We start from the raw sequence: 23,582 nt of genomic DNA on the forward strand, positions 1-23,582 counted from the left end.
GCCGTCTTGGTTCAACCCGAGAGGTGTATGTGTCCAGGCTGCAAGCCGAACACCTGTACAAGGTATTCGGCAGACGACCCGCTGACGCGGTGGAGAAACTCCGCCACGGAACCGACCGAGAGGAACTGCGCGCCGAGGGCACCACTGCCGCGGTGATCGATGCTTCCTTCACGGTCGAGCCGGGCCAGATCTTCGTCGTCATGGGTCTCTCAGGATCCGGCAAGTCCACGTTGCTGCGCATGCTCAACGGTCTGTCGGAACCGACGGCCGGACAGGTGCTCTTCGACGGTCAGGATCTGACCGGTCTGAGCGCCCGTGAGCTGCGCGAGGTGCGTTCCAAGAAGATCAGCATGGTCTTCCAGCACTTCGCGCTCTTCCCGCACCGCAGCGTCCTCGAGAACGCCGGTTACGGCCTCGAGGTGCAGGGCGTGCCGCGCGCCGAGCGCGAGGAGCGCGCCACGGTGGCGCTCGAACTGGCGGGCCTCAAGGGCTGGGAGAAGTCCTGGCCCGACGAGCTCTCCGGCGGTATGCAGCAGCGCGTGGGCCTGGCCCGCGCGCTGGCGACCGACGCGGACCTGCTCCTCATGGACGAGTCGTTCAGCGCGCTCGACCCGCTGATCCGCCGCGACATGCAGGACCAGCTCCTGGAGCTCCAGAAGCGGCTGAAGAAGACCATCGTCTTCATCACCCACGACCTGAACGAGGCCATGCGCCTGGGCGACCAGATCGCCGTCATGCGCGACGGCGAGATCGTCCAGATCGGCAACGCCGAGGACATCCTCGTCACTCCGGCCAACGACTACGTCGCCGCGTTCACGCAGGACGTCGACCGCTCCCGTGTCCTCACGGCGGGCGCGATCATGGCCGAGCCCGAGACCGTCCTCGGCACGAAGACCCCCGAGGGCAAGGAGCTGAAGACCGCACAGGACGTGCTGTCCGCGGCCCCCGCCACGGTCAGGTCGGACACCCCGATCATCGAGCTGTTCACACCGTGCTCCACCAGTGGCGCGGCTGTCGCCGTGACCGACGACGAGGGCGCGCTCATCGGCGTCGTGCCGCGGGCGCGGCTGCTCGCGGTGCTCGGCGAGCCGATGAACCCCGAGAACGAGCCGCAGGACGCTGCCGTCCCGCTCCAGAAGACGCAGGACGACGGCGAGCAGGCCGTGGGCAAGGTGGTCAGCGGTGCCTAGGATTCCCTTCGGCGAGTGGGTCAACGACAGCGTCGACTGGCTGCTCAGCCACATGGCCTGGCTGTTCGACTTCTTCAAGACCGTCTTCCAGGGCGCCTACGACGGCATAGCCGACGTGCTCCAGGCGCCCGAGCCGCTGCTCCTCGCGGGCATCTTCGCCGTCATCGCCTTCTGGCTGCGCGGCGTGGTCGCCGGTGTGCTCACCTTCGCGGGCTTCGCGTTCATCGTCTCCCTCGAACTGTGGGACCACGCGATGATGACGCTGGCCCTGGTGCTCGTGTCGACGATCATCGCGCTTGTCATCTCCGTGCCCGTGGGCATCTGGGCGGCGCGGTCGAGCACGGTCAGCGGCATCGTCCGCCCGGTGCTCGACTTCATGCAGACGCTGCCGGCGATGATCTACCTCATCCCCGCCATCCTCTTCTTCGGGATGGGCGCACCCGCGGGCATCGTCGCCACCCTGATCTTCGCCCTGGCCCCCGGCGTCCGCATGACGGAGCTGGGCATCCGCCAGGTCGACAAGGAACTGGTCGAGGCCGCTGACGCGTTCGGCACCACGCCGCGCAACATCCTGCTGCGCGTCCAGCTGCCCCTCGCACTCCCCACGATCATGGCCGGTGTCAACCAGGTCATCATGCTGGGCCTGTCCATGGCCGCCATCGCGGGCATGGTCGGCACGGAGGGCCTGGGCGCCGACGTCAACGAGGCCATCGGCCAGCTGAACGTCGGCCTCGGCTCCGAGGCGGGCGTCGCGATCGTCATCCTGGCGATCTACCTGGACCGGATGACCAGCTCCCTTGGCACCCAGGTCTCCCCGCTGGGCCGTCGCGCCATGGCGAAGGTGCGTGCCGCGCAGGGCCTGAACATCTGGAACTACCGTCCGCAGGCCGCCGTCGCGGTCGTCGGTGTGGTCGTCCTCGCGCTCGTCGCGGGCGGCATGGGCGCCTTCGGCGGCTCGAAGTCCGATGACGTCGCGATCGACGGGAAGAACGTCGGCCAGGGCAAGGAAATCAACATCGGCTACATCCCCTGGGACGAGGGCGTGGCCTCCACCTTCCTCTGGAAGGAGATCCTGGAGCAGCGCGGCTTCAAGCCGCAGACCAAGCAGCTCGAGGCCGGCCCGCTCTACACCTCGCTCTCGCAGGGCAGCATCGACTTCCAGACCGACTCGTGGCTGCCGACGACGCACGCCTCGTACTGGAAGAAGTACGGCGACAAGCTCGAGGACATGGGCTCGTGGTTCGGCCCGACCTCGCTCGAGCTCTCCGTGCCCTCGTACGTGAAGGGCGTCGACTCGCTCGAGGACCTCAAGGGCAAGAGCGGCACGTTCAAGGGCAAGATCGTCGGCATCGAGCCGAGCGCCGGAATGATGGGGCTGCTCAAGGACAAGGTCCTCAAGGAGTACGGCCTCGACAAGGAGTACAAGGTCGTCGACGGCTCCACGCCGGCGATGCTGGCCGAGCTGAAGCGCGCGTACGCCAAGAAGGAACCGATCGTCACCACGCTCTGGTCGCCGCACTGGGCCTACAGCGACTTCGACCTGAAGAAGCTCAAGGACCCGAAGGGTTCCTGGGGCAAGGGCGACGGCGTGCACTCGCTCGCGCGCAAGGGCTTCTCGAAGGAGAACCCGCAGGTCGCCAAGTGGCTCAAGGACTTCAAGATGAGCGAGAAGCAGCTCACGAGCCTTGAGGCCGAGATCAACAAGGCGGGCAAGGGCAAGCAGCAGGAAGCCGTCCGCGCCTGGCTGAAGAAGAACCCGGGTGTGGTCGACAAGCTGGCCCCGCTGCCGAAGAACACCACCCCTGCCGAGGCGAAGCGTCCGCTGAACGCCGCGTACTTCGCGTGGGACGAGAACATCGCCGTCACCAATCTCTGGAAGCGTGTCCTGGAGAAGCGCGGCTACAAGATGAAGCTGACGCCGTCCGACGTCGGCCCGGTCTACACCGCCCTCGCACAGGGCGACCTCGACCTGGACCTGGACGCGTGGCTGCCCACGGCCCAGAAGCAGTACTGGGAGAAGAACAAGGCGAACCTCAAGGACCTGGGCTCCTGGTACAGCCCGACGTCCCTGGAGATCGCCGTCCCGTCCTACGTCAAGGGCGTGAAGTCGCTCGAGGACCTCAAGGGCAAGGGCGACAAGTTCAACGGCAAGATCATCGGCATCGAGCCCGGCACGGGCGTGATGACGGCGCTCAAGGACAAGGTCCTGCCGGGCTACGGCCTGGACAAGGAGTACAAGATCGTCTCCGGTTCGACGCCCGCGATGCTCTCCGAGCTGAAGTCGGCGTACGCCAAGAAGGAGCCGGTCGCGGTCCTGCTCTGGTCGCCGCACTGGGCGTACAACGAGTACAAGCTCACCAAGCTGAAGGACCCCAAGCTCGGCTTCGGCAAGGGCGACACGATTCGGACGATCTCCAGCAAGGAGTTCCCGAAGCAGTACCCGCAGCTCACGAAGTGGCTCAAGGACTTCAAGATGAGCGAGAAGGAACTGGCCAGCCTGGAGAACGAGATCAACAAGGCGGGCAAGGGCAACGAGCCCGAGGCCGTCGACACCTGGCTGAAGAAGAACCCGGGCTTCGAGCAGAAGATGACTCCGCAGTCCTAGTTCTTCCGCAGCACCGCAGCACCGCAGCACCGCTGCATCACCGCAGCACCGCATCACCCCCGAGGGGTGGGCCTCGTCCTTGTGGCGAAGCCCACCCCTCGGGGCGTTCCCGGGGGCATGCCCGCTGCCTAGGCTGGGCAGCCTCCCCGCCGCTCGAACGTAAGTGCCCCTCCGTGCCCTCTGTGAACGCCCGTGTCTCCCGTACCGTCCTCGGCCTCGCCGTGGCCCTGGCCCTCGCCGCCGCCCTGCTTCTGGCGCACCTGGCGAACGCGAGTTCCGCACCGGCCTCCGCGGGCACCGCGCGTCTCGCCGCGCTCGCCGGCGACGTGACCGCAGCCGACGGTCACCGCTACGACGCCCGGGACCACACCGGCCGCACCATGGACGCCGCGCAGATCGCGCAGACCCCCGACGGCACCTATCTGGCCGTCTACCACACCCTTTTGGACGACGGCCGCTTCCATGCCGCCGTCGCCACCTCCACCGATCTGCGGCACTGGCACCGCCGCCACGACTTCGGGCCCGGCACTCATCAGGCGTCGCTCGCCGACGACGGGCGCGGCGGCTACGTCCTCGCGTACGAGAAGGACCCGAAGAACCACATCGCCGTGCGCGCCTACGCCGACGGGGCCGCGCTGCTCGGCGGGCGCGCGTCACGGGCCTTCGACGCGCCGCGCACCCTCTCGCGGTGCGCCGAGGGCACGCCCAGCATCACCGCCGTACGCGGGAACACCGTCGAGCTGACCGGGCACTACCGCGCCGACTGCGACACCGACCGCCAGCTGCGCGCCACCCTCACCGGGTTCCGCGACTGGCACGCGACGCCCGACCGTCGGCTCGACCGCGCCCTGCAGACCTGGGGCAACGGCGGAAACCTCGGGGACCGGGCGCCCCTCGAACTCGACGGGCGGCGGATGCTTCTCGTGGAGGGACAGCGGTGGCGGGGCGACTTCGGGAGCTGGCGGACCTACGCGTACGACCCCGCGAGCGGCCGGGCCGACCGGCTCGCCATCTCCACCCACGGCAGAAGCCGTGCCTTCGCCAATCCGTCGGCGACCCTCCTCACGGACCCACAGGGCAGGCCCGCGCTGCTGGTCAGCCTGTTCATACCGGCGCAGGGAGCGGCTCCGGGCGAGGCGGGGCAGCTCGTCTACTGGCAGAAGCTGTAGGTGGCGGTCCTGGCAACGGGGCAAAACCGTTTGGCGAACATGCGTAGGGTGCAGAAAACCCCACAGGGTTGAGAGTGGACCGACGCGCAGAAGGGAGCCGAGGCGATGGACGAGCAGAAGGAAACCCTCCGGGTGGGCTCGGCCGTGCGGCGCCGCCGCCGGCAGCTGGAGCTCACCCTCGCCGTGGTGGCCGAGCGCAGCGGTCTCTCCGTGCCCTTCCTGAGCCAGGTCGAGAACGAGCGGGCGCGGCCCAGCAGGCGCTCCCTGCAGCGGGTCGCCGACGCCCTCATGACGACCGATGTCGAGCTGCTCGCCGCCGCGGACCCCGCGTGCACGGTCGATCTGGTGCGCGCCGAGGAGGGCGACGGCGAGGGGCCGGCACCGGACGACGACGCCCGCGTACGCAACCTGGTGCGTGGTCACCACCAGCTGCACGCCATCGAGTTCACCGGCGACCACGACGAGCGGCGCGAGTTCCAGCACCGGAACGACGAGTTGATGTACGTGGTGGGCGGCTCCGTCGAGGTCGAGGCGGAGGGCAGGGCATACCGCCTCGGGCGCGGCGACAGCCTGTATCTGACCGGCGGGGTGCGCCACCGGTGGCGGGCGACCGTGCCGGACAGCCAGGTGCTCGTCGTGGCCGTGGCCGACCACATCGAAGCCCTGGACGGCTCGCGGCGCTGAGGGGATCGCACGGTGGCCGGAGTACGGGTGGCCGGAGTACGGGTCGTCTCGCTGGTGCCCTCGCTGACCGAGGCGGTCGCGGTGAGCGTGCGGGGAGCGCTGGTGGGGGCCACGGAGTGGTGCAGCCATCCGGAGGACCTGGACGTCGTCCGCGTCGGCGGCACGAAGAACCCTGACGTGCGCCGGATCATCGGCCTGGCACCGGACCTGGTGATCGCCAACGAAGAGGAGAACCGCGTGCCCGACCTCGCGGCGCTGCGGGCGGCGGGCATCCAGGTGCTCGTGACGGAGGTACGCGATCTGCCGGGCGCCTTCCGCGAGCTGACCCGGGTGCTTGCCGCCTGCGGGGCGGGGCGGCCCGGGTGGCTGGCCGAGGCCGAGTCGGCGTGGGGGCAACTGCCGTCTCCCGAAGCCCGGTTGAAGGCGGTGATCCCCATCTGGCGGCGCCCCTGGATGGTCCTGGGGCGCGACACGTTCGCCGGGGATCTGCTGCGGCGTCTCGGCGTCGACAACGCGTATGCGACGCACGCCGAGCGCTATCCGCGGGTCCCGGTCCAGGAGCTGCGGGCCGCGGGCGCGGACGTGGTGATCCTGCCCGACGAGCCCTACCGCTTCACCCGCGAGGACGGCCCCGAGGAGTTCACCGCCCCGGCGGCGCTCGTCAGCGGCCGCCACCTCACCTGGTACGGACCCTCGCTCGCAACGGCGCCGGCTGTTCTCGGGGCGGCGCTGCGAGCGGCTCGTCCCTGAACGGGGAGAGAAGGATCAGCAGCCCGAAGGCAGCGAACGCGGCGCCCGTGCGTGCGTGGTTGAAGGCTTCCCAGCGCGCCAGAATCTCGGCGTGATCGGCGGGCGCCGAGCTGGCGGCCACTGTTCGATGCGGCCGTGGATGGGGACGTTGCCGAAACGGGTGATCAAGAAGGACGCGAGGACGAGGGCCCCGGCAGCCGCGGCGAGTCTGCGTGAGAGGCCACGCGTCAGCACGGCGAGTGCGAGCGCGCTGAGCGCCGAGATGCCCATGGCGCCCTGCATGGTGATGCCGTTCGTCTGCATCAACTGGGTGTGGAAGGACAGCCTCATGTCGAGCGGTACGGCGTTGAAGGTGGGGACGAGGTTCGCCGCTCCGTAGCCGAACGCGCCGGCGAGGGCGCCGGTGGACATCAGGGCGATGCCTCGGACGAGCCGCACGCGCGGGCGGCTCACGCTCCCTCCCGCTCTCCCGACTCCGGTGCGGCGCCGGGCGTACGGCCGAGCTGGTGGATGCGGCGTACTCGTCCGTCGTCGGCGACCTCGCCGATCACGAGCCACTCGCTCACCACGTGGCCGAGCTTGCGGTGCTCAGCGCTGAGGCGACAGCGTGCCGCGAACCGGTGGCCGTCGACGAGGAGTTCGTCGATCCGCATGTGGCCGGCCGTCACGTTCTTGCGGACGGGGGCCGCGTGCGCGAGCAGTTGGGCGCGGGTGAGCTCCGTGCCGTCGGTGACCCAGACCGCGTCGTCGGTCAGGGTGCGATCCATGATCCGTGCCGGGTCCTCGTCGGAGAGGGCCATGTCGCGGGTGTAGTCGACCAGGAGGCGGCGTGCCGCCGAAGCGGTTGTCTCTGACATGCACGTCAGTTTTGAGGCGTGCCCTATAGTTGTCAATCGTGTCAGAGATAAGGCGTCGCCGGCAGCGGGTGGAAGTCGGGCGCAACCGTGCGGCCCTGGTGTCGGCAGCGGTCCGGGTGCTCTCCGAGCGCCCCGAGGCGAGCATGGCGGAGATCGCTTCCGTCGCCGGTGTCACACGGCAGACCGCCTACGCGCACTTCGGGTCCCGTGAGGCGCTCCTCGCGTCGGTGCGCGACGAGTTGAGCCGCCGGGCGTTCGCCGTGCTGGACGCCGCTGACCTCGACGCGGGCACGGCCACCGAGGCCCTCGGCCGATTCCTCACCGCGGCCGGAACGCTGCTGGCCGAGCAGTCGGCGCTCGGGCAGCCGGACAGCGACGCGGAGGCCGACGCGACGCGCCACGTGCCGGTCGAGCAGCGTCTGGAGGCGCTGATCCGCCGTGGGCGCGACAGCGGAGAGTTCACATCGGACCTGGAGACCGGCTGGCTGGTCGCCGCGGTGATCGCACTCGGCCACGCGGCCGACCACCGGATCCGGGTCGGCCGCATGGACGCGGGAGGCGCGGCCCGGCAGTTCCGGTCGTCGGTGATGCGCTTGTGCGGCGCCGAGGAGCTGTGAACTCAACTCTCGGGTGCCGCCAGCAACTTGCCGTTGACCACGCCCCGCAGGGTCTGCGCGAGAGCCACGGTCCAGGCGCTCACCAGCAAGGCGTAGAGGGCGACCGCCAGCCAATCGTAGACCGCGAGCCCGGTGTGCCTGCCCAGGCCCTCGGCGCCCGTGACGCAGGTGCCGACGGGGAAGGTGAACGCCCACCAGGTCATCGCGAAGCCCATGCCCCGGCGCCGGGCCCGCATCACCATCGCGCCCGCGAGTGCCAGCCACAGCAGGGCGAAGCCCATCACCGGGACGCCGTAGAGCACGGCGAAGACGGCGAAGCCCTGGTCGTACGGGGCCGGGACGACGCCTGTGGCCGCGGTGTCGGCGAACTTGTTCACGGCGGTCGTCGACTGGCCCAGCGGGCCGAGCACGAGGAACAGCGTGGGGGTGAGCGCGAGGGGGAACGGGCCGCCGGTCAGTAGCCTGGCGAAGATCATCGGCAGCATCACCAGGGTGGCGAGCAGGCTCAGGCCGAACATCGCGAAGCAGGCGAAGAGGAGCGTCTCCTGAGCCTGTCCGTCGGGAAGGTGCGGTACGAGCAGCGGGCCGAGGGCGGCGGAGACCATGGGCGCCACCACGGGCAGCAGCCAGACGGGCGACGCCTGACCCGGCTCTAGGCGGTGCTTCACCACCATCAGGTACGGGATCGCGACGGCCGCCGCGAGACCGACGACCGTACCGGCGGTGAAGAGCACGGCGTCGAGCGCGACCGCCGCGCCGGTGCCGATCCAGTCCTCGCCCACGAGGAGCGCGCCGCCGCCGACCGCGAGCAGAGCCATGGCGAGACAGCAGTAGAAGGGGGCTACCGCCGGGTCGAGGAGGTGGGCGCGGGCCCGGTCGCGGTGGTGGATCCAGTGCAGGGTCCGGGCGGCGAGGAGCACGGCCAGCATGAGCAGGGAGAACGCCCAGACCGCCGTGCAGGCGGTCCGCAGGCCGGGGATGCGGACCGGCAGGGTCGCGCCCGCCGAGGCGATGATCGCCGTGCCCATGACGGAGGCGTACCAGTTCGGGCCGAGGTGGCGGGTGGCCGGGGTGATGCGGGGGCGGTTGGCGGCGGCTGTGTGCGGGGCTGCCTGCGAGGGTGCCTGCGGGTGGGCGACGGTGACCATGAGTCCACGGTCGCCGCAGGGCGGGCCCCCCACCAGGAGGCACCTTCGTATGAGGGCATAAGCTGGGTTTATGGGTAAGTCTTCTGGCTCCGCCGGTGCGTCCGGTGCGTCCGGTGCGTCCGGTGCGTCCGGTGTGTCCGATGCGTATACGTCTGCGGGTGCGACGCCGCTCGCGCATCGGGTGCCGGATCTCGGGGCGCTCGAGCTGCTGCTCGCCGTGGCGCGGCTCGGCAGTCTGGGCCGGGCCGCGAAGGAGCTCGGCATCACCCAGCCCGCCGCGAGCAGTCGCATCCGGTCGATGGAGCGGCAGCTCGGGGTCGCACTGGTCGACCGGTCGCCGCGCGGATCGCGGCTCACGGACGCGGGGGCGCTCGTCACGGACTGGGCGCGGCGGATCGTGGAGGCGGCGGAGGCGTTCGACGCGGGGGCGCAGGCGTTGCGGGACCGGCGGGACTCGCGGCTGCGGGTCGCGGCGAGCATGACGATCGCCGAGTATCTGCTGCCGGGCTGGCTGATCGCGCTGCGCACGCAGCGGCCGGACACGGCTGTGTCGCTGACGGCGGGCAACTCCACCGCGGTCGCGGAGCGGCTGCTCGCGGGGGAGGCGGACCTGGGCTTCGTCGAGGGGCTCGCGGTGCCGACCGGCCTGGACTCGGCGGTCATCGCCCACGACAGCCTGGTCGTCGTCACGGCACCGGGTCACGCCTGGGCGCGGCGCCGAAAGCCACTGGGGGCAGGGGAGTTGGCGACCACGCCGCTGATTCTCCGGGAGGAGGGTTCGGGGACGCGGCAGGTGCTTGACGCGGCTCTGGGCGGCCTTGCCCGCCCGCTGATCGAGCTGTCGTCCACCACGGCGGTGAAGGCGTCGGCCGTGAGCGGGGCGGGGCCCGCGGTGCTGAGTGAACTCGCCGTGGGCGAGGAGTTGTCGGCTCGGCGGTTGGTGGCGATCCCTCTGGAGGGGGTTCGGTTGCGCAGGGCCCTGCGGGCTGTGTGGCCGACGGGGCACCGCCCCACCGGGCCTGCGCGGGACCTGCTTTCGCTCACTCGGGCGGGGTCCCCGTCCCCCGGGGGGTGAATGCCTGACTCGCCTCCGGCGAACGCTTTCCCACCCAGTCAGCCACCCACCCGATTACCGTCCCTCGTGTGTTCGAGCCTCCGGGCCTCGGGCGGTTTTCGTCTGCCGCGGGGGTCTTTCCGCCTCCGGCGGGGTTTTCCCGCCCGCCCGCCCGTTACCCCGGGGAATCGGGTGGGTGGGTGGGAAAGCCCTGCCGGAGGCGGGCTTGGCGGTGCAGGTTTGGCCGGGGCGGTTGGCCCCCCGCCGAGGGCGCACGTGGCGTTGCCGGTTCGGCGGGGCTGAGGTGCACCCGCCGGTGGTCCCCGTAGCCGTGCGGGTCGGGGCGGGGGTGGTGTGGCCCGCCGGGTGATCGGGCGGGTGGGTGGGAGAGGTCCTGCCGGAGGGGGTACCCCGGGGTGCGAACAGGCGGTGGCGGGATGGATTCCCCCTGCCGGAGGGGATGCCCCGGGGTGCGAGGAGGCGGTGGCGGGATGGATTCCCCCTGCCGGAGGGGATGCCCCGGGGTGCGAGGAGGCGGTGGCGGGATGGATTCCCCCTGCCGGAGGGCATACCCCGGGGTGCGAGGAGGCGGTGGCGGGATGGATTCCCCCTGCCGGAGGGGATACCCCGGGGTGCGAACAGGCGGCGACGGGACGGGCACCCCCGGCCGGAGGGCGAACCGCCGCGGCGCGAGTCACCGGGGGTTCAGGCAGCTCCCCCCGAAGCCCCCGCCGCCGAGACCAACGCCGACATGACCCGGAGATCCTCACCCATCTCCGGGTGCCACTGCACGCCAAGGGCCCACTGCGGGGACGGCAGCTCCACCGCCTCCACCGTCCCGTCCTCCGCGTGGGCCGACACGATCAGGCCCCGGCCCAGGCGGTCCACCGCCTGGTGGTGGTACGTGGGCACGGCGGACGCAGTCGGCACGATGGACCCGTAGAGAGTGCCCGGCACCGGCTTCACCTCATGCGTCCCGAAGACACCCACCGCCTCCACATGCCCCTCCAGGTGCTGCACCAGCGTCCCGCCCAGAGCCACATTGAGCAGCTGCATGCCCCGGCAGATCCCGAGCAACGGCGTCCCCGACGCCAACGCCGCCTCGATCAGCGCCAGTTCCCACGCGTCCCGCTCCCGCGCCGGAGGGCCTGTACGTTCCTCACGCTCCGAGCCGTAACGGGAAGGATCGACATCGGGGCCACCCGCGATGACCACACCGTCCAGCCTGGCGACGACAGTATCGGCGTACGAAGGATCATCCGGCGGAAGCATCGCGGTGAGGCCGCCCGCCGCCCGCACCAGCCGTGGGTAGCCGGCGGGGAGCAGCGCCGCGGGCAGCTCCCACACGCCCCAGCTCGCCTTCGACTCCAGGTACGTGCTGACGCCGATCAGTGGCTGGCCCGTGGTCACGCTCACCCTCGTCTCCTTCATGTCCCTCATGCTCAGTCGCGTTCCAGTTCCGCCTCCGCGGCGGCCAGCGCCGCGAACTCCTCCTCGGGCGCTCGCGCCACGAGCCGCTTCCTGCTGTAGAAGCCGAAGTACGCGATCGCCACCACGTATACCGCGAGCGCGATCAACGCTGCCGTCACGTCCACCAGGAACGTCGCGACCAGCGCCGAGCAGGCGAGAGCCAACGCCACCGACGAGGTCAGCATGCCGCCCGGCGTGCGGTACGGGCGCTCAAGGCCCGGCTCCCTGCGGCGCAGCACGATGTGCGACAGCGACATCAGCGCGTACGAGATGGTCGCCCCGAACACCGCCACGTTCAGCATCCGCGCGCCGTCCCCGGTCGCCGCCGCCAGGCCGAAACCGATCGCGCCGGGCACCAGGAGGCCCAGATAGGGCGCCTTGCGGCTGCTCGTCAGCGACAGGAACCTCGGCAGGTAGCCCGCCCTGGACAGGGCGAAGAGCTGGCGCGAGCCCGCGTAGATGAGGGAGAAGAACGATGCCACCAGGCCCGCCAGGCCCGCGTAGTTGACGATGCGGCTGAGCGCCGTCGCCTCACCGCCCGGCTGCAGCGCCTCCACCAGCGGATTGCCCGCGTCCTGGATCGCGTCCGAGCCGCGTGCCCCCGCCGACGCGAAGAACGTGAGAAGCGCGAGGACGATGAGGATGGCCATCGACCAGCGGATCGCGCGCGGCAGCGTGCGTGCCGGGTCCTTCGTCTCCTCGGCCGCCAGCGGCACCCCCTCCACGCCCAGGAAGAACCACATGCCGAACGGGAACGCCGCCCAGATGCCCAACAGGCCCATCGGCAGCCAGGAGTTGGAGCCGAAGGCGTCGGTGTCCACCGCGATGTCGTTCAGCTTCGACGCGTCGAAGTCCATGAACGCCCCGACCGCGAAGACGAGCAGCGCCGCCACCGCTATGCCCGTGACGACGAAGCTGAAGCGCAGCGCCTCGCCGACGCCCCACAGGTGGATGCCGATGAAGACGACGAAGCAGGCCAGATAGACCGGCCAGCCGGAGGTCAGGCCGAAGAGGCCGAGGGACTCGACGTAGTCGCCGATGAAGATGGAGATCGCGGCGGGGGCCAGGATGTACTCGATGAGGATCGCCGTGCCGGTGAGGAAGCCGCCCCACGGGCCGAGCGCCCGGCGCGCGAAGCCGTAGCCGCCGCCCGCCGTCGGCAGGACCGACGACAGTTCCGCCAGCGAGAACACCATGCACGCGTACATGACGCCCATCAGCGCCATGGCGATCCCGAGGCCGCCGAATCCGCCCTCCGCCAGGCCGAAGTTCCAGCCCGAGAAGTCGCCGGAGACCACGTACGCCACGCCGAGGCCGGTGAGCAGCAGCCAGCCCGCGCTGCCCCGGCGCAGCGTTCTGCGCTCCAGATAGTCGTCCGCCGGCTCGGCGGTACTCGTCTTGGGGGACTCCACGGTCATGGCACGGCTCCTATGCGACTGCGCGGCGGCGGCACTGCGGTAGGCGGGTTGGCGACTCAATGGAACGGATCCATACCTTTGCTGTGCGACCCGCGAGAAATCAAGCCCCCTGCGTTACACCGCCGTTAATCACCTCTCACTGCGCCCCTTATGTCAGGAAGCCCCGCAGCAAGGCGGCCGTGCCGGCGCAGTGCTCGCGCATCATCTCCCGCGCCCCGTCCGCGTCCCCGTCGAGCACCGCCTCGACAAGGGCGGTGTGCTGGCGCTGCGAATGCTCCAGGTTCCGTACCAGGAGGGGGATGCAGTCCAGGAGGTCGTTGACGGTCGCCCGGACCGCCGCGTACTGCGCGGTGAGCGAGGGGGAGCCGCACAGCTCGGCCAGGGTCAGGTGCAGGAGGGTGTCCAGGCGTCGGTACTCGGAGAGCGGCGCCTCGTGGGTCTGCGCGAGCGCAGCGCGCAGCCGGTCGCGCTGCTCGTCGGTCAGGCCGTGCGCCGCGCAGAGCCCGGCCGCCCCCACCTCAAGGACCTCGCGGAAGCGCAACGCGTCCTCGACGTCGACGTCCGCCACGCGCCGCCGCAGCTCGTCCTCGCCGGCCGCCTCGGGGCGCGGGCGGACGAACGTGCCGCCGTACCTGCCCCGCCGCGACTCGACCAGGCCCTGGTCCTGGAGCACCTTGAGCACCTCGCGCAGCGTGACCCTGCTGATGCCGAGTCGTTCGGCCAACTCCCGCTCCGACGGCAGCCGTTCGCCGCCGGGCACCAGGCCGAGGCGTACGACCTGGAGGATCTGTTCGAGGGCCTCCTCGAAGCCGTTGCCCGCCCGTACGGGGCGAAGGACCGGTGTGAGCCGGTCGTCGGCGGTCGCGGCATCCGTCCCGGTGCCGGAGTCGGCATCCGTCCCGGTGCCGGAGTCGGCATCCGTGTGCGACATCTGGCCGTACCCCCTTCCCAATCAATGGTTCTCCGCAATACCTTATGGCTCTCGGCTGACCCAAGGAGGATTTTCCCGTGGCAGACCGCACACCCCCGCTCGGGATCGAGGAGCTGCGTGCTCTCGTCGCGAGCGGCGAGATCGACACTGTCGTCCTGGCCTTCCCCGATATGCAAGGGCGGCTCCAGGGCAAGCGGTTCGCCGCCCAGTTCTTCCTCGACGACGTCCTGGAGCACGGCACGGAGGGCTGCAACTACCTCCTGGCCGTCGACGCGGAGATGAACACCGTCGAGGGCTACGCGATGTCCTCCTGGGACCGCGGCTACGGCGACTTCGCCATGCGCCCCGACCTGACCACCCTGCGCCGCGTCCCCTGGAACGAAGGCACCGCGATGCTCATCGCGGACCTCGCCTGGAACGACTCCTCGCCCGTCGTGGCCGCGCCCCGCCAGATCCTGCGCCGCCAGCTGGAGCGGCTGGCCGAGCTCGGCTACACCGCGGGCGTCGGCACGGAGCTCGAGTTCATCGTCTTCAAGGACACCTACGAGCAGGCCTGGGACGCGGGCTACAAGGCCCTGACCCCGGCCAACCAGTACAACATCGACTACTCGGTGCTCGGCACGGGACGCATCGAGCCGCTCCTGCGCCGCATCCGCAACGACATGGCGGCCGCCGGGCTCGTCGTCGAGTCGGCCAAGGGTGAGTGCAATCCGGGCCAGCACGAGATCGTCTTCCGCTATGACGACGCCCTCGTCACCTGCGACCAGCACGCCATCTACAAGACCGGCGCCAAGGAGATCGCGTCCCAGGAAGGTGTCTCGCTCACCTTCATGGCCAAGTACAACGAGCGCGAGGGCAACTCCTGTCACATCCACCTCTCGCTCGTGGACGCCGACGGCACCAACGCCATGGCCGGTGACGGACCCGGCGGCATGTCGCCCGTCATGCGGCACTTCCTGGCCGGGCAGCTCGCGGCGCTCAGGGAGTTCTCGCTGCTCTACGCGCCCAACATCAACTCGTACAAGCGGTTCCGCCCCGGCTCGTTCGCGCCGACCGCGGCCGCCTGGGGCTACGACAACCGCACCTGTGCCCTGCGCGTCGTCGGCCACGGCCGCTCGATGCGCTTCGAGAACCGGCTGCCGGGCGGCGACGTGAACCCGCACCTCGCGGTCGCCGGACTCGTGGCCGCCGGTCTGCACGGCATAGAGCAGAAGCTGGAACTGCCCGAGGAGTGCACGGGCAACGCCTACATCGGCGACTACGCACACGTCCCCACCACCCTGCGCGAGGCCGCCGAGCTCTGGGAGAACAGCCCCATCGCCAAGGCCGCGTTCGGCGACGAGGTGGTCGCGCACTACAGCAACATGGCCCGGGTCGAGCTGGACGCCTTCGACTCCGCGGTGACCGACTGGGAGCTCCGCCGCTCCTTCGAACGCATGTGAGGCACCCTTGCTCGACGCACAGAACCTCGAAGTACTGAATCCGGCGACCGAAGAGGTCATCGCGACCGTCCCCGCCGCCACCCCGCAGGACGTCGACGCCGCCGTCGCGCGAGCGGCCTCGGCCCAGGCGAAGTGGGCCGCCACCGCCCCCGCCGACCGCGCCCGCCTGCTGCGGCGTTTCGCGGTGGCCGTGGATGAACACCTGGGAGAACTGGCTCAGTTGGAGGTGCGCGAGGCCGGTCACGTCATCGGCAACGCGCGCTGGGAGGCGGGCAACGTCCGCGATCTCCTGGACTTCGCGGCCGGGGGAGTGGAGCGGCTGAGCGGCCGTCAGATCCCCGTACCGGGCGGCCTGAACGTCACGATCCTCGAACCTCTCGGGGTTGTCGGCGTCATCGCGCCCTGGAACTTCCCGATGCCGATCGCCGCCTGGGGCACCGCACCGGCCCTCGCGGCCGGCAACGCGGTCATCCTGAAGCCTGCCGAGACGACCCCGCTGACCGCGCTCCGGCTCGCCGAACTCGCCCTGGACGCAGGCCTCCCCGAAGGACTCTTCCAGGTCCTGCCCGGCGCAGGTGACGTCGCGGGCAACGCCCTGGTCGAGCACCCCGGCGTCGCCAAGATCGTGTTCACCGGCTCCACCCGCGTCGGCAAGCAGATCATGACCAAGTGCGCCGACCGCGTGAAGCGCTTGACCCTCGAACTCGGCGGCAAGAGTCCGAACATCGTCTTCGCCGACGCCGACGTGGAGGCCGCGGCCCTCGCCACGCCGATGTCGTACCTCGACAACTCCGGCCAGGACTGCTGCGCCCGCACCCGCATCCTCGTCCAGCGATCGGTGTACGACCGCTTCCTGGAGATCGTGCGGCCCGCGGTCGAGTCGGTCGTCGTCGGCGACCCGTCCGACGAGAAGACCCAGATGGGTCCGCTGATCTCCAGGTCCCAACTGGAGCGCGTGCGTTCGTACGTCCCCTCCGGCACCGGAATCCACGGCACGGCCCCCGATGGGCCCGGCTTCTGGTTCCCGCCGACGCTCCTCACCGACGTCGACGCCGCGTCACCGGTGGCGACCGAGGAGGTCTTCGGCCCGGTCGCCGTCGTCCTGCCCTTCGACGACGAGGCCGACGCGATCCGCCTCGCCAACGCGACCGAGTACGGCCTGTCCGGGTCCATCTGGACGCGGGACGTGGGCCGGGCCCTGCGGGTCTCGGGAGCCGTCCAGGCCGGGAACCTGTCCGTCAACTCGCACTCCAGCGTGCGCTATTGGACCCCGTTCGGGGGTTACAAGCAGTCCGGACTCGGCCGTGAGCTCGGCCCGGACGCGCTCGCCGCCTTCACGGAAACCAAGAACGTCTTCATCAGCACGGAAAGCACGGAGGCCTGACGCACCATGACCGACGAAAACATCTGCCGCCGCCTCGTCGGCCGCACCGCCGTCATCACCGGCGCCGGCAGCGGCATCGGCCTCGCCACCGCGCGCCGCCTGGCTTCCGAGGGCGCACACGTCGTCTGCGGCGACATCGACGAGACCGCGGGCAAGGCCGCGGCCGACGAGGTCGGCGGGACCTTCGTCAAGGTCGACGTCACCGACGCCGAGGAGGTCGAGGCGCTCTTCAAGACCGCGTACGACACCTATGGCTCGGTCGACATCGCCTTCAACAACGCGGGCATCTCACCGCCCGACGACGACTCCATCCTGGACACGGGCCTCGAAGCCTGGAAGCGCGTCCAGGAGGTCAACCTCACCTCCGTCTACCTGTGCTGCAAGGCCGCCATCCCCTACATGCGGCGCCAGGGCAAGGGCTCGATCATCAACACCGCTTCGTTCGTGGCAAGGATGGGAGCCGCGACGTCCCAGATCTCGTACACCGCGTCCAAGGGCGGGGTCCTCGCCATGTCCCGTGAACTGGGCGTGCAGTTCGCCCGCGAGGGCATCCGCGTGAACGCGCTGTGCCCGGGGCCGGTCAACACCCCGCTCCTCCAGGAGCTCTTCGCCAAGGACCCCGAGCGGGCCGCGCGCCGCCTCGTCCACATCCCCGTGGGCCGCTTCGCCGAGGCGGACGAGCTCGCCGCCGCCGTCGCGTTCCTCGCGAGCGACGACTCCTCGTTCGTCAACGCCACCGACTTCCTGGTCGACGGCGGCATCTCGGGCGCGTACGTCACGCCCGTGTAGTACATCCTCCGGCAACGTAGTTCATCCTCCGGCAACCACCCCGTCAGCCGGGCGTCGCACGACGCCCGGCTGACCTGCGTAAACACGGGAGTGTGTTTGTGAACTTCAAGCGCCGCGCCGTCGCGGCAGCAGCAGTGACCGCCGTCGCCGGAGCCGGTCTCCTCACCGTCCAGGCCACCGCGGAAGCCACCCAGCCGGTGCGGTCCCAGCCGAAGGACTGCCCCTCGCTCACCGTCTCCAAGGGCTGGTACGGCGAGAACAGAGCCAGGCTCCAGAAGCTGATCGACTCGTACGGCCGCTGCGGCGACGGCAGGGACAAGGGCACCGCGAAGCCCGTCGCCACCTTCGACTGGGACAACACGGTCATCAAGAACGACGTCGGCGACGCCACCATGTTCTGGCTCCTGCGCAACAGCAGGATACGTACGCCGAAGAACGCCGACTGGCACACCACGAGCCGCTATCTCACCGACGCCGCGGCCACCGCTCTCGCCAAGGCCTGTCCCGCCGACGGCGCCACGCTCCCCACGCGCCGCGACACGGACTGCGCCGACGAGATCGCCGCCGTCTACAGCGAGGGCACCACCACCGGCGAGGACGCGGCCTTCGCAGGCTTCGACCACCGCCGCATGGAGCCCCAGTACGCCTGGCTCGCCCAGCTCACCCGCGGCTGGTCCACCCGCCAGGTCAAGGGCTTCGCCGCCGCGGCCCGCAAGGAGAACCTCGCCGCACCCGTCGGTACCGAACAGCGCGTCGGCACCGGGAAGTTCACCGGCTGGGTCCGCTACTACGACCAGCAGCGCGAGCTGATCCGCACCCTCAAGAAGGCCGGGTTCGACGTGTACGTGGTCTCCGCGTCGCCCGAGCCGGTCGCCGAGGTGTGGGCGCGGAGCGTCGGCGTCGACGCCCGGCACACCATCGGCATCCGCAACGTCGCCACGCACGGAAAACTGACGGCCCATCTGAAAGGGTGCGGCACCGTCAAGGATGGGGACGACTCGATGATCACGTACATCGACGGCAAGCGCTGCTGGATCAATCAGGAGATCCACGGGGTCAGGGGCGCCGCCGCCGAGAAGGTCCAACCGGCGGCCAGGCGCCAGGTGTTCGCGGCCGGCGACTCCGACACCGACATCTCCTTCCTGCGCGACGCCACGGCCCTGCGCCTGGTCCTGAACCGCAACAAGAACGAGGTGATGTGCCGCGCCTACGACAACGGCGACGGCCGCTGGCTGGTGAACCCCATGTTCATCGAGCCCAAGGGGAAGCTCGGGAAGCCGTATCCGTGCGCGAGCACCGGATACACCGAACGGGACGGCGGAGAAGGCCCCGTGCGCCGCGCCGACGGGTCCGTCATCCCCGACCAGAAGGACACGGTGCACGGGGCCTGACCTGGCGCGGAAGATTGATGTACGGTCCATGCGCATGCGCAACAGACATGCCTTGGCGTTGACGCTGGCCACGGCCGCCACTCTGGCAGCCGTGCCGGCGACGCTCCCCGCGGCCGCCGCCACGCCCGCGAACTCCCCGAACTCCGCCGCTGCGAAGGCCCGTTGCCCGCAGCTCTCCCAGCAGCTGACCTGGTTCGGCGACAACCGTGCCCGGCTCCAGCAGATGATCGACGAGCGCGGACGCTGCGGCTCCCACAAGGGGCACGGCCACAAGCGTCCCGTCGCCGCCTTCGACTGGGACAACACCGTCGTCAAGAACGACATCACCGACGCGACGATCGCCTGGTCCCTGCGCCACGACAAGATCCTGCGTCCCGCGAGCTGGAAGTCCACCAGCAAGTGGATGACGGACGAGGCCGACAAGGCGCTCACCCGGGCCTGCGGCACGAACGTGCCGGTCGGCAGGCCGCTGCCCACCTCCACCGACACCGACTGCGCCGACGAGATCTTCGAGGTCCGCGAGGACGGGAAGACGATGAGCGGCGCCGCCGCCTTCGCGGGGGAGTGGGACCACCGGCACACCGTCCCGCAGTACGCCTGGGTGCCCCAGCTCTTCGCCGGGCACACCGTCCCCGAACTGGAGTCGTACGCCGCGAAGGCCCGCAAGCAGGCGCTCGCCGCTCCCGTCGGCGCCACGCAGACCGTCGGCACGCACACCATCCCCGGATACGCCCGCTACTACGAGCAGCAGCGCGACCTCATCCGCACGCTGAAGAAAGCCGGTTTCGACGTCTACATCGTCTCGGCGGGTTCGGAGCCGGTGACCGAGGTGTGGTCGAAGAGTGTGGGTATCGACCGCGAGCACACCATCGCCATCCGCTCGGTCCTCGACCGCGAGGGCCGGATCACCCCCTGGAACCAGGGCTGCGGCAACGTCCCCGTGAACAAGGGCGAGGCCATCCCGTACATCGACGGCAAGCGCTGCTGGATCAACCAGGAGATCTTCGGCGTCAAGGGCAAGTCGGCCTGGGACAAACAGGACCGGGCCCACCGCATCGCGCTCGGCGGCGGCGACGCGGACACGGACGTGACGTTCGTCGGCGATGCCACGGGCGCCCATCTCGTTCTGAACCGCGAGAAGAACGAGTTCATGTGCCGTGCCTACGACAACGCCGACGGCCGCTGGGTCGTGAACCCCATGTTCATCGAGCCCATGAAGCAGAAGCCGGACCTCTACCCGTGCTCGACGGCCGCGTACAACGCACCGGACGGAAGCAAGACCCCGGTCCTGCGTGATGACGGCTCGGTGGTACCCGATCAGGAGGACGCGGTGTTCTGACTGCTCTGACTGTTCTGATCTTCACGGCACGTCCTAGAGTGCCGGGATGAGCATGTCGCCCCCTCCCGGCTGGTACACGGATCCGTCGCCCCCGTCCGCACAGCACGTCGAGCGCTGGTGGGACGGGTCCGCGTGGACCGAGCACCGGCGGGCGCCCGAAGCACCCCACACGGCAATGGGCCAGGGTCAGCCGGTGTTCGGCCCGTCGCAGCCGGTGCGGCCGGTGGGTTCCGCAGGAGGCGGCCGGGCCAAGGCGGTGGCGCTCGCCACCGCCGGGCTCGTCCTGGTCGCGTCGATCGCCACCGGCGTGGTGCTCCTGGGCGAGGACGACGAACCGCAGGTCGAGGGCCCCTTGTCGGGCCCGTCCGAGCCGGTGGACCCGCCTTCGCCGACCTCGCCGGAACCGACCACCTCGGCGCCGGACCCCGATCCCTCCACCCTCGTCGACCAGCTCAACGGCATCACGATCCCCGTCCCCGACGGTTGGGAGAAGGCCGACAGCACGGTCGGCGGCGACCCGACCGTCCGCACCCCGGACGTCTACGACTGCCCGGGCGAGGGCAGCCTCTGCCGGCACGGCACGGTCTACTCGCGCACGTCGACGGCGACCGACGAGCGCTCGCCCAAGGCACTGGCGCTCGGGGACATCAAGGACGCGGCGGACGGGGCGTACGAGGAGGACAAGGTCGGCATGAGCCCCTTCGGCGGCATCGCGAGCCACGAGAAGGTCAAGGAGGGGACCGTCGCGGTCGCGGGCCGCTCCGGATACCTCGTGCGATGGCGGGTCCGCACCGAGAAGGGCCCCGGCGGGTACGTCCAGTCGCTGGCCTTCCCCTCCAGCGTCGGATCCGAGGCGCTGGTCATCGTCCGCTTCGCCATCGACGCCGGAGGCGAGGCGCCGCCGCTCTCCGACATGGACGAGATCACCAAGGGCATCCGCCCGGTCGGCGGCGGCGAGACCAGCGGCGGCGTGGGCAACAGCGTGGGCGCGACGCCCTGACGGCCTCGGGCGCCCTCAGAGGAACGTGCGGCCTTCGCCCCGGTACGTCGGGACGGTGGCCGTCACCCGGTCTCCCTCGACGAGGTGCAGCGCGTCGAACCGCTCGCACATCTCCCCGGCCTTGGCGTGCCGGAACCACACCTTGTCGCCGATCAGCAGGTCGTCGGCGGGGGCCCCGAGCAGCGGGGTCTGCACCTCGCCCGCGCCCTCCTGCGGGTCGTAGCGCAGACCTTCCGGGAGGTACGGCACCGGGGAGCGGTCGGGGCCCGCGGCACCCGACGCGGGGTAGCCGCCGCCGAGCACGGTCACGGAGCCCACGCCCGGGCGGCGCACCACGGGCTGGGCGTAGAGCGCGGCCGGACGCCCGCTGAACGACGTGTAGTTGTCGAAGAGGCGCGGTACGTACAGGCCCGACCCCGCGGCGATCTCGGTCACCGCCCGCTCGGCCGCGGTGTGCTGCACACTGCCGGTGCCGCCGCCGTTGACGAACTCCAGGTCCGGCGCGACCGCCCGCACCGCGCGGATGGTCTCGGCCCGCCGCGCCCCGAGCTCCTTGCGGGCGGCGGCCTGCATCAGCCGGATCGCCCGCGAGCGCGCCGGATGACCCGCGACCGCGTCACCGACCCCCGCCACATGCCCCTCGTACGCCATCACGCCCACGAGCCTGAAGCCCGGCCGACGGGCCACGGCGCGGGCGAGCGCGGCGACTTGGACGGGGGAGTGCAGGGGCGAGCGCAGCGCCCCGATCCGCACCTTCCCCCCGAGGACCTTGAAGGAGGTGTCCAACTCCAGGCAGACCCGCACCTCTTCGCGCCCGCCGTCCCTGGCCTCGTCGATGAGCCGCAGCTGCGCCGGGTCGTCGACCATCACGGTCACCGAGGACGCGAGCTTCGGGTCGGCGGTCAGCTCCGCGAAGGCGGCGCGGTCGGCCGACGGATAGGCGAGCAGGACGTCGTCGAAACCGGACCGGGCGAGCCACAGGGACTCGGCGAGCGTGTAGGACATGAGCCCGGCGAAGCCGTCGCGGGCCAGGACGCGTTCGAGCAGGGCCCGGCAGCGCACGGACTTGCTCGCGACACGGATCGGCTTACCGCCGGCCCGGCGCACGAGGTCGTCGGCATTGGCGTCGAATGCCTCCAGATCGACGATCGCGACGGGGGCGTCGAGGTGTGCGGTGGCCCGGTCGTAACGGGCCCGGTCTGCTGCACGGGAGGTCATGGCCGAAGCCTGCCAGACGCGATTACCCGAGGGTAGGGGGATGATCCGGGCAGATCGCCCGGGGCCGCGGACCGGTTCCCGCACGACCGGAATCTGCCCTTAGAGTTACGCGCAGAAGAGCGAGGAAACGGGGGGGGTGCATGAGCACGGAAGCGCGACGGGCCCCTGTACCGCCACGTCCCACCACCCCGCCTCCGCCGCCGGGCCCCCCGGCCTCCGCGCCGCCCCCCGCGCCGTCCGCGCGCTTCCCGGACCTGCGTCCGCCTGCGGCCGATCCGCTGCCGGACGACCCCGTGCTCGCCGACTCCGACGCCGATCAGGACTCCGTCCTCGGGGACTTGCTCGCGCCCTTCGACCGGTTGCGGATGCCGGGTCCCGCGACGCCGCGAGACGACGCCGGAGCCCAGGCGCAGCAGTCCGCGCCCCCGCCGCCCGCGTCGGCACGCTTCCCCGATACGCCGCCCTCAGCGATGACGCGGACGCGCGCGCGCAGCACCGAGCCCGCCCCGGCCCCCGGCCCGCCCCCGCCGCTGCCTCCTGCCCCGCCGCAGGTGGGCGCTCCGGACGCGGAGGACGAAGAGCGCGCCGCGGAGTACCGCCTCCGTCCCCCGATGCCTCCGGTGCCGCCGTCGGGCCCGGCGCCGCTGTCCGGCCCTGTGCCGCTCTCGAATCCGGCGACGGCGGACATACCCGTGCCCGACTCCTCGACCACTCCTTCGCCCCGGACCGCGGCCGGGCAGGAGCCCGGCCCCGCGGCCGCGCCGTCGCGGGAGGCCGAGCCCTGGGACGCGCCCGGCACGCGCCTCAGGCCCGCACGACCCGCTGCGGAACCCGCCCCCGCCCCCGCGCCCGACTCCGTACCCCTTGCACCCCCGGAGGCGGCTGAGGCGTGGGACGCGCCTGACGCACGGCCGGAGCCCGCACCGGCCGTTCCTCCGCCCACTGCCTCCCTGCCCGGTGGCGAGAGAAGGCTCTCCACGCCCGAGGCCCCGCCCGCCCACGCGCACGCCCGCACACCCAGGCCCATATCCACACCCCCGCCCGCCCCCACCCCCCGAACGCCCGCCGCCCGCCGCCCGGTTGGCGCCGTCGATCTGACGCCCGGCCCCGGAGCAGGGCGGCCCTT

The 23,582-nt window shown here is 71.0% G+C and carries 21 protein-coding genes; 13 read left to right on the plus strand and 8 right to left on the minus strand.

Annotated elements, in window-relative coordinates; genetic code table 11:
• Positions 1-29: 29 nt before the first annotated feature.
• From ACZ5WE_RS15205 to ACZ5WE_RS15225, 5 genes are all read left to right on the plus strand, one after another.
• Positions 30-1,190: a quaternary amine ABC transporter ATP-binding protein gene (locus ACZ5WE_RS15205; protein WP_467686677.1), complete on the plus strand. Its 1,161-nt coding sequence runs from the start codon at positions 30-32 to the stop codon at positions 1,188-1,190.
• Entirely contained in the window at positions 1,183-3,795 is a 2,613-nt protein-coding gene (locus tag ACZ5WE_RS15210) for an ABC transporter permease/substrate binding protein (RefSeq protein WP_467686675.1), read from the plus strand. Before ACZ5WE_RS15205 ends, ACZ5WE_RS15210 begins: the two co-directional genes overlap by 8 nt.
• A gap of 173 nt (positions 3,796-3,968) precedes the next feature.
• A complete protein-coding gene (locus tag ACZ5WE_RS15215) occupies positions 3,969-4,964 on the plus strand; it encodes a hypothetical protein (protein ID WP_467686674.1) in 996 nt (331 codons plus the stop codon).
• Between the two features lie 105 nt (positions 4,965-5,069).
• On the plus strand, positions 5,070-5,648 hold the full coding sequence (locus ACZ5WE_RS15220) for a helix-turn-helix domain-containing protein (protein WP_467686672.1): 579 nt from the start codon (positions 5,070-5,072) through the stop codon (positions 5,646-5,648).
• A 27-nt stretch (positions 5,649-5,675) separates the two neighbouring features.
• Positions 5,676-6,398 (plus strand): helical backbone metal receptor, encoded by a 723-nt coding sequence (locus tag ACZ5WE_RS15225; protein WP_467687107.1) that lies wholly within the window; start codon positions 5,676-5,678, stop codon positions 6,396-6,398.
• Positions 6,399-6,413: 15 nt separating this feature from the next.
• Here the strand turns inward: ACZ5WE_RS15225 and ACZ5WE_RS15230 are convergent, their stop codons facing one another.
• Together ACZ5WE_RS15230 and ACZ5WE_RS15235 are read right to left on the minus strand one after the other, a co-directional pair.
• Complete coding sequence (locus ACZ5WE_RS15230) at positions 6,414-6,851, minus strand: anthrone oxygenase family protein (RefSeq protein WP_467686670.1); 438 nt, start codon at positions 6,849-6,851, stop codon at positions 6,414-6,416.
• The gene (locus tag ACZ5WE_RS15235; RefSeq protein ID WP_467686668.1) at positions 6,848-7,255 is read right to left on the minus strand and encodes a nuclear transport factor 2-like protein; all 408 of its coding nucleotides are present in this window, start codon (positions 7,253-7,255) and stop codon (positions 6,848-6,850) included. Before ACZ5WE_RS15235 ends, ACZ5WE_RS15230 begins: the two co-directional genes overlap by 4 nt.
• A gap of 38 nt (positions 7,256-7,293) precedes the next feature.
• Between ACZ5WE_RS15235 and ACZ5WE_RS15240 the strand changes: the two genes are divergently transcribed.
• A complete protein-coding gene (locus tag ACZ5WE_RS15240; protein ID WP_467686666.1) occupies positions 7,294-7,872 on the plus strand; it encodes a TetR/AcrR family transcriptional regulator in 579 nt (192 codons plus the stop codon).
• A 2-nt stretch (positions 7,873-7,874) separates the two neighbouring features.
• Here the strand turns inward: ACZ5WE_RS15240 and ACZ5WE_RS15245 are convergent, their stop codons facing one another.
• Positions 7,875-9,020: a TDT family transporter gene (locus tag ACZ5WE_RS15245; protein WP_467686664.1), complete on the minus strand. Its 1,146-nt coding sequence runs from the start codon at positions 9,018-9,020 to the stop codon at positions 7,875-7,877.
• Between the two features lie 70 nt (positions 9,021-9,090).
• Here ACZ5WE_RS15245 and ACZ5WE_RS15250 point away from each other — a divergent pair, with 70 nt between their 5' ends.
• Positions 9,091-10,095: a LysR family transcriptional regulator gene (locus ACZ5WE_RS15250; protein WP_467686662.1), complete on the plus strand. Its 1,005-nt coding sequence runs from the start codon at positions 9,091-9,093 to the stop codon at positions 10,093-10,095.
• A 684-nt stretch (positions 10,096-10,779) separates the two neighbouring features.
• Here ACZ5WE_RS15250 and ACZ5WE_RS15255 read toward each other — a convergent pair.
• The 3 genes from ACZ5WE_RS15255 to ACZ5WE_RS15265 all read right to left on the minus strand — a co-directional run bounded on the left by ACZ5WE_RS15255 (position 10,780) and on the right by ACZ5WE_RS15265 (position 13,893).
• Positions 10,780-11,505, minus strand: a complete 726-nt coding sequence (locus ACZ5WE_RS15255; RefSeq protein ID WP_467686660.1) for a gamma-glutamyl-gamma-aminobutyrate hydrolase family protein — start codon at positions 11,503-11,505, stop codon at positions 10,780-10,782.
• An 11-nt stretch (positions 11,506-11,516) separates the two neighbouring features.
• Positions 11,517-12,962, minus strand: coding sequence for an ethanolamine permease (eat, locus tag ACZ5WE_RS15260; RefSeq protein ID WP_467686658.1), 1,446 nt, complete (start codon positions 12,960-12,962; stop codon positions 11,517-11,519).
• A 148-nt stretch (positions 12,963-13,110) separates the two neighbouring features.
• Positions 13,111-13,893: a FadR/GntR family transcriptional regulator gene (locus ACZ5WE_RS15265; RefSeq protein WP_467686656.1), complete on the minus strand. Its 783-nt coding sequence runs from the start codon at positions 13,891-13,893 to the stop codon at positions 13,111-13,113.
• A gap of 77 nt (positions 13,894-13,970) precedes the next feature.
• Here ACZ5WE_RS15265 and ACZ5WE_RS15270 point away from each other — a divergent pair, with 77 nt between their 5' ends.
• The 6 genes from ACZ5WE_RS15270 (at position 13,971) to ACZ5WE_RS15295 (ending at position 21,238) form a co-directional block, all read left to right on the plus strand.
• Entirely contained in the window at positions 13,971-15,335 is a 1,365-nt protein-coding gene (locus ACZ5WE_RS15270; RefSeq protein ID WP_467686654.1) for a glutamine synthetase family protein, read from the plus strand.
• A 7-nt stretch (positions 15,336-15,342) separates the two neighbouring features.
• On the plus strand, positions 15,343-16,719 hold the full coding sequence (locus ACZ5WE_RS15275) for an aldehyde dehydrogenase family protein (protein ID WP_467686653.1): 1,377 nt from the start codon (positions 15,343-15,345) through the stop codon (positions 16,717-16,719).
• A 6-nt stretch (positions 16,720-16,725) separates the two neighbouring features.
• A complete protein-coding gene (locus ACZ5WE_RS15280) occupies positions 16,726-17,508 on the plus strand; it encodes a 3-oxoacyl-ACP reductase (protein ID WP_467686652.1) in 783 nt (260 codons plus the stop codon).
• A 98-nt stretch (positions 17,509-17,606) separates the two neighbouring features.
• Positions 17,607-18,899, plus strand: a complete 1,293-nt coding sequence (locus ACZ5WE_RS15285) for a haloacid dehalogenase-like hydrolase (protein WP_467686650.1) — start codon at positions 17,607-17,609, stop codon at positions 18,897-18,899.
• A 34-nt stretch (positions 18,900-18,933) separates the two neighbouring features.
• Positions 18,934-20,238: an HAD family hydrolase gene (locus ACZ5WE_RS15290; protein WP_467686648.1), complete on the plus strand. Its 1,305-nt coding sequence runs from the start codon at positions 18,934-18,936 to the stop codon at positions 20,236-20,238.
• A gap of 46 nt (positions 20,239-20,284) precedes the next feature.
• Positions 20,285-21,238, plus strand: a complete 954-nt coding sequence (locus tag ACZ5WE_RS15295; protein ID WP_467686646.1) for a DUF2510 domain-containing protein — start codon at positions 20,285-20,287, stop codon at positions 21,236-21,238.
• A gap of 15 nt (positions 21,239-21,253) precedes the next feature.
• Here ACZ5WE_RS15295 and ACZ5WE_RS15300 read toward each other — a convergent pair whose 3' ends face one another.
• Both ACZ5WE_RS15300 and ACZ5WE_RS15305 read right to left on the minus strand, forming a co-directional pair.
• Complete coding sequence (locus ACZ5WE_RS15300) at positions 21,254-22,456, minus strand: amino acid deaminase/aldolase (RefSeq protein ID WP_467686644.1); 1,203 nt, start codon at positions 22,454-22,456, stop codon at positions 21,254-21,256.
• Between the two features lie 316 nt (positions 22,457-22,772).
• The gene (locus tag ACZ5WE_RS15305) at positions 22,773-23,255 is read right to left on the minus strand and encodes a hypothetical protein (RefSeq protein WP_467686642.1); all 483 of its coding nucleotides are present in this window, start codon (positions 23,253-23,255) and stop codon (positions 22,773-22,775) included.
• Positions 23,256-23,582 lie beyond the last annotated feature (327 nt).

The sequence above is a fragment of the Streptomyces sp. NPDC033180 genome, from assembly GCF_055577645.1.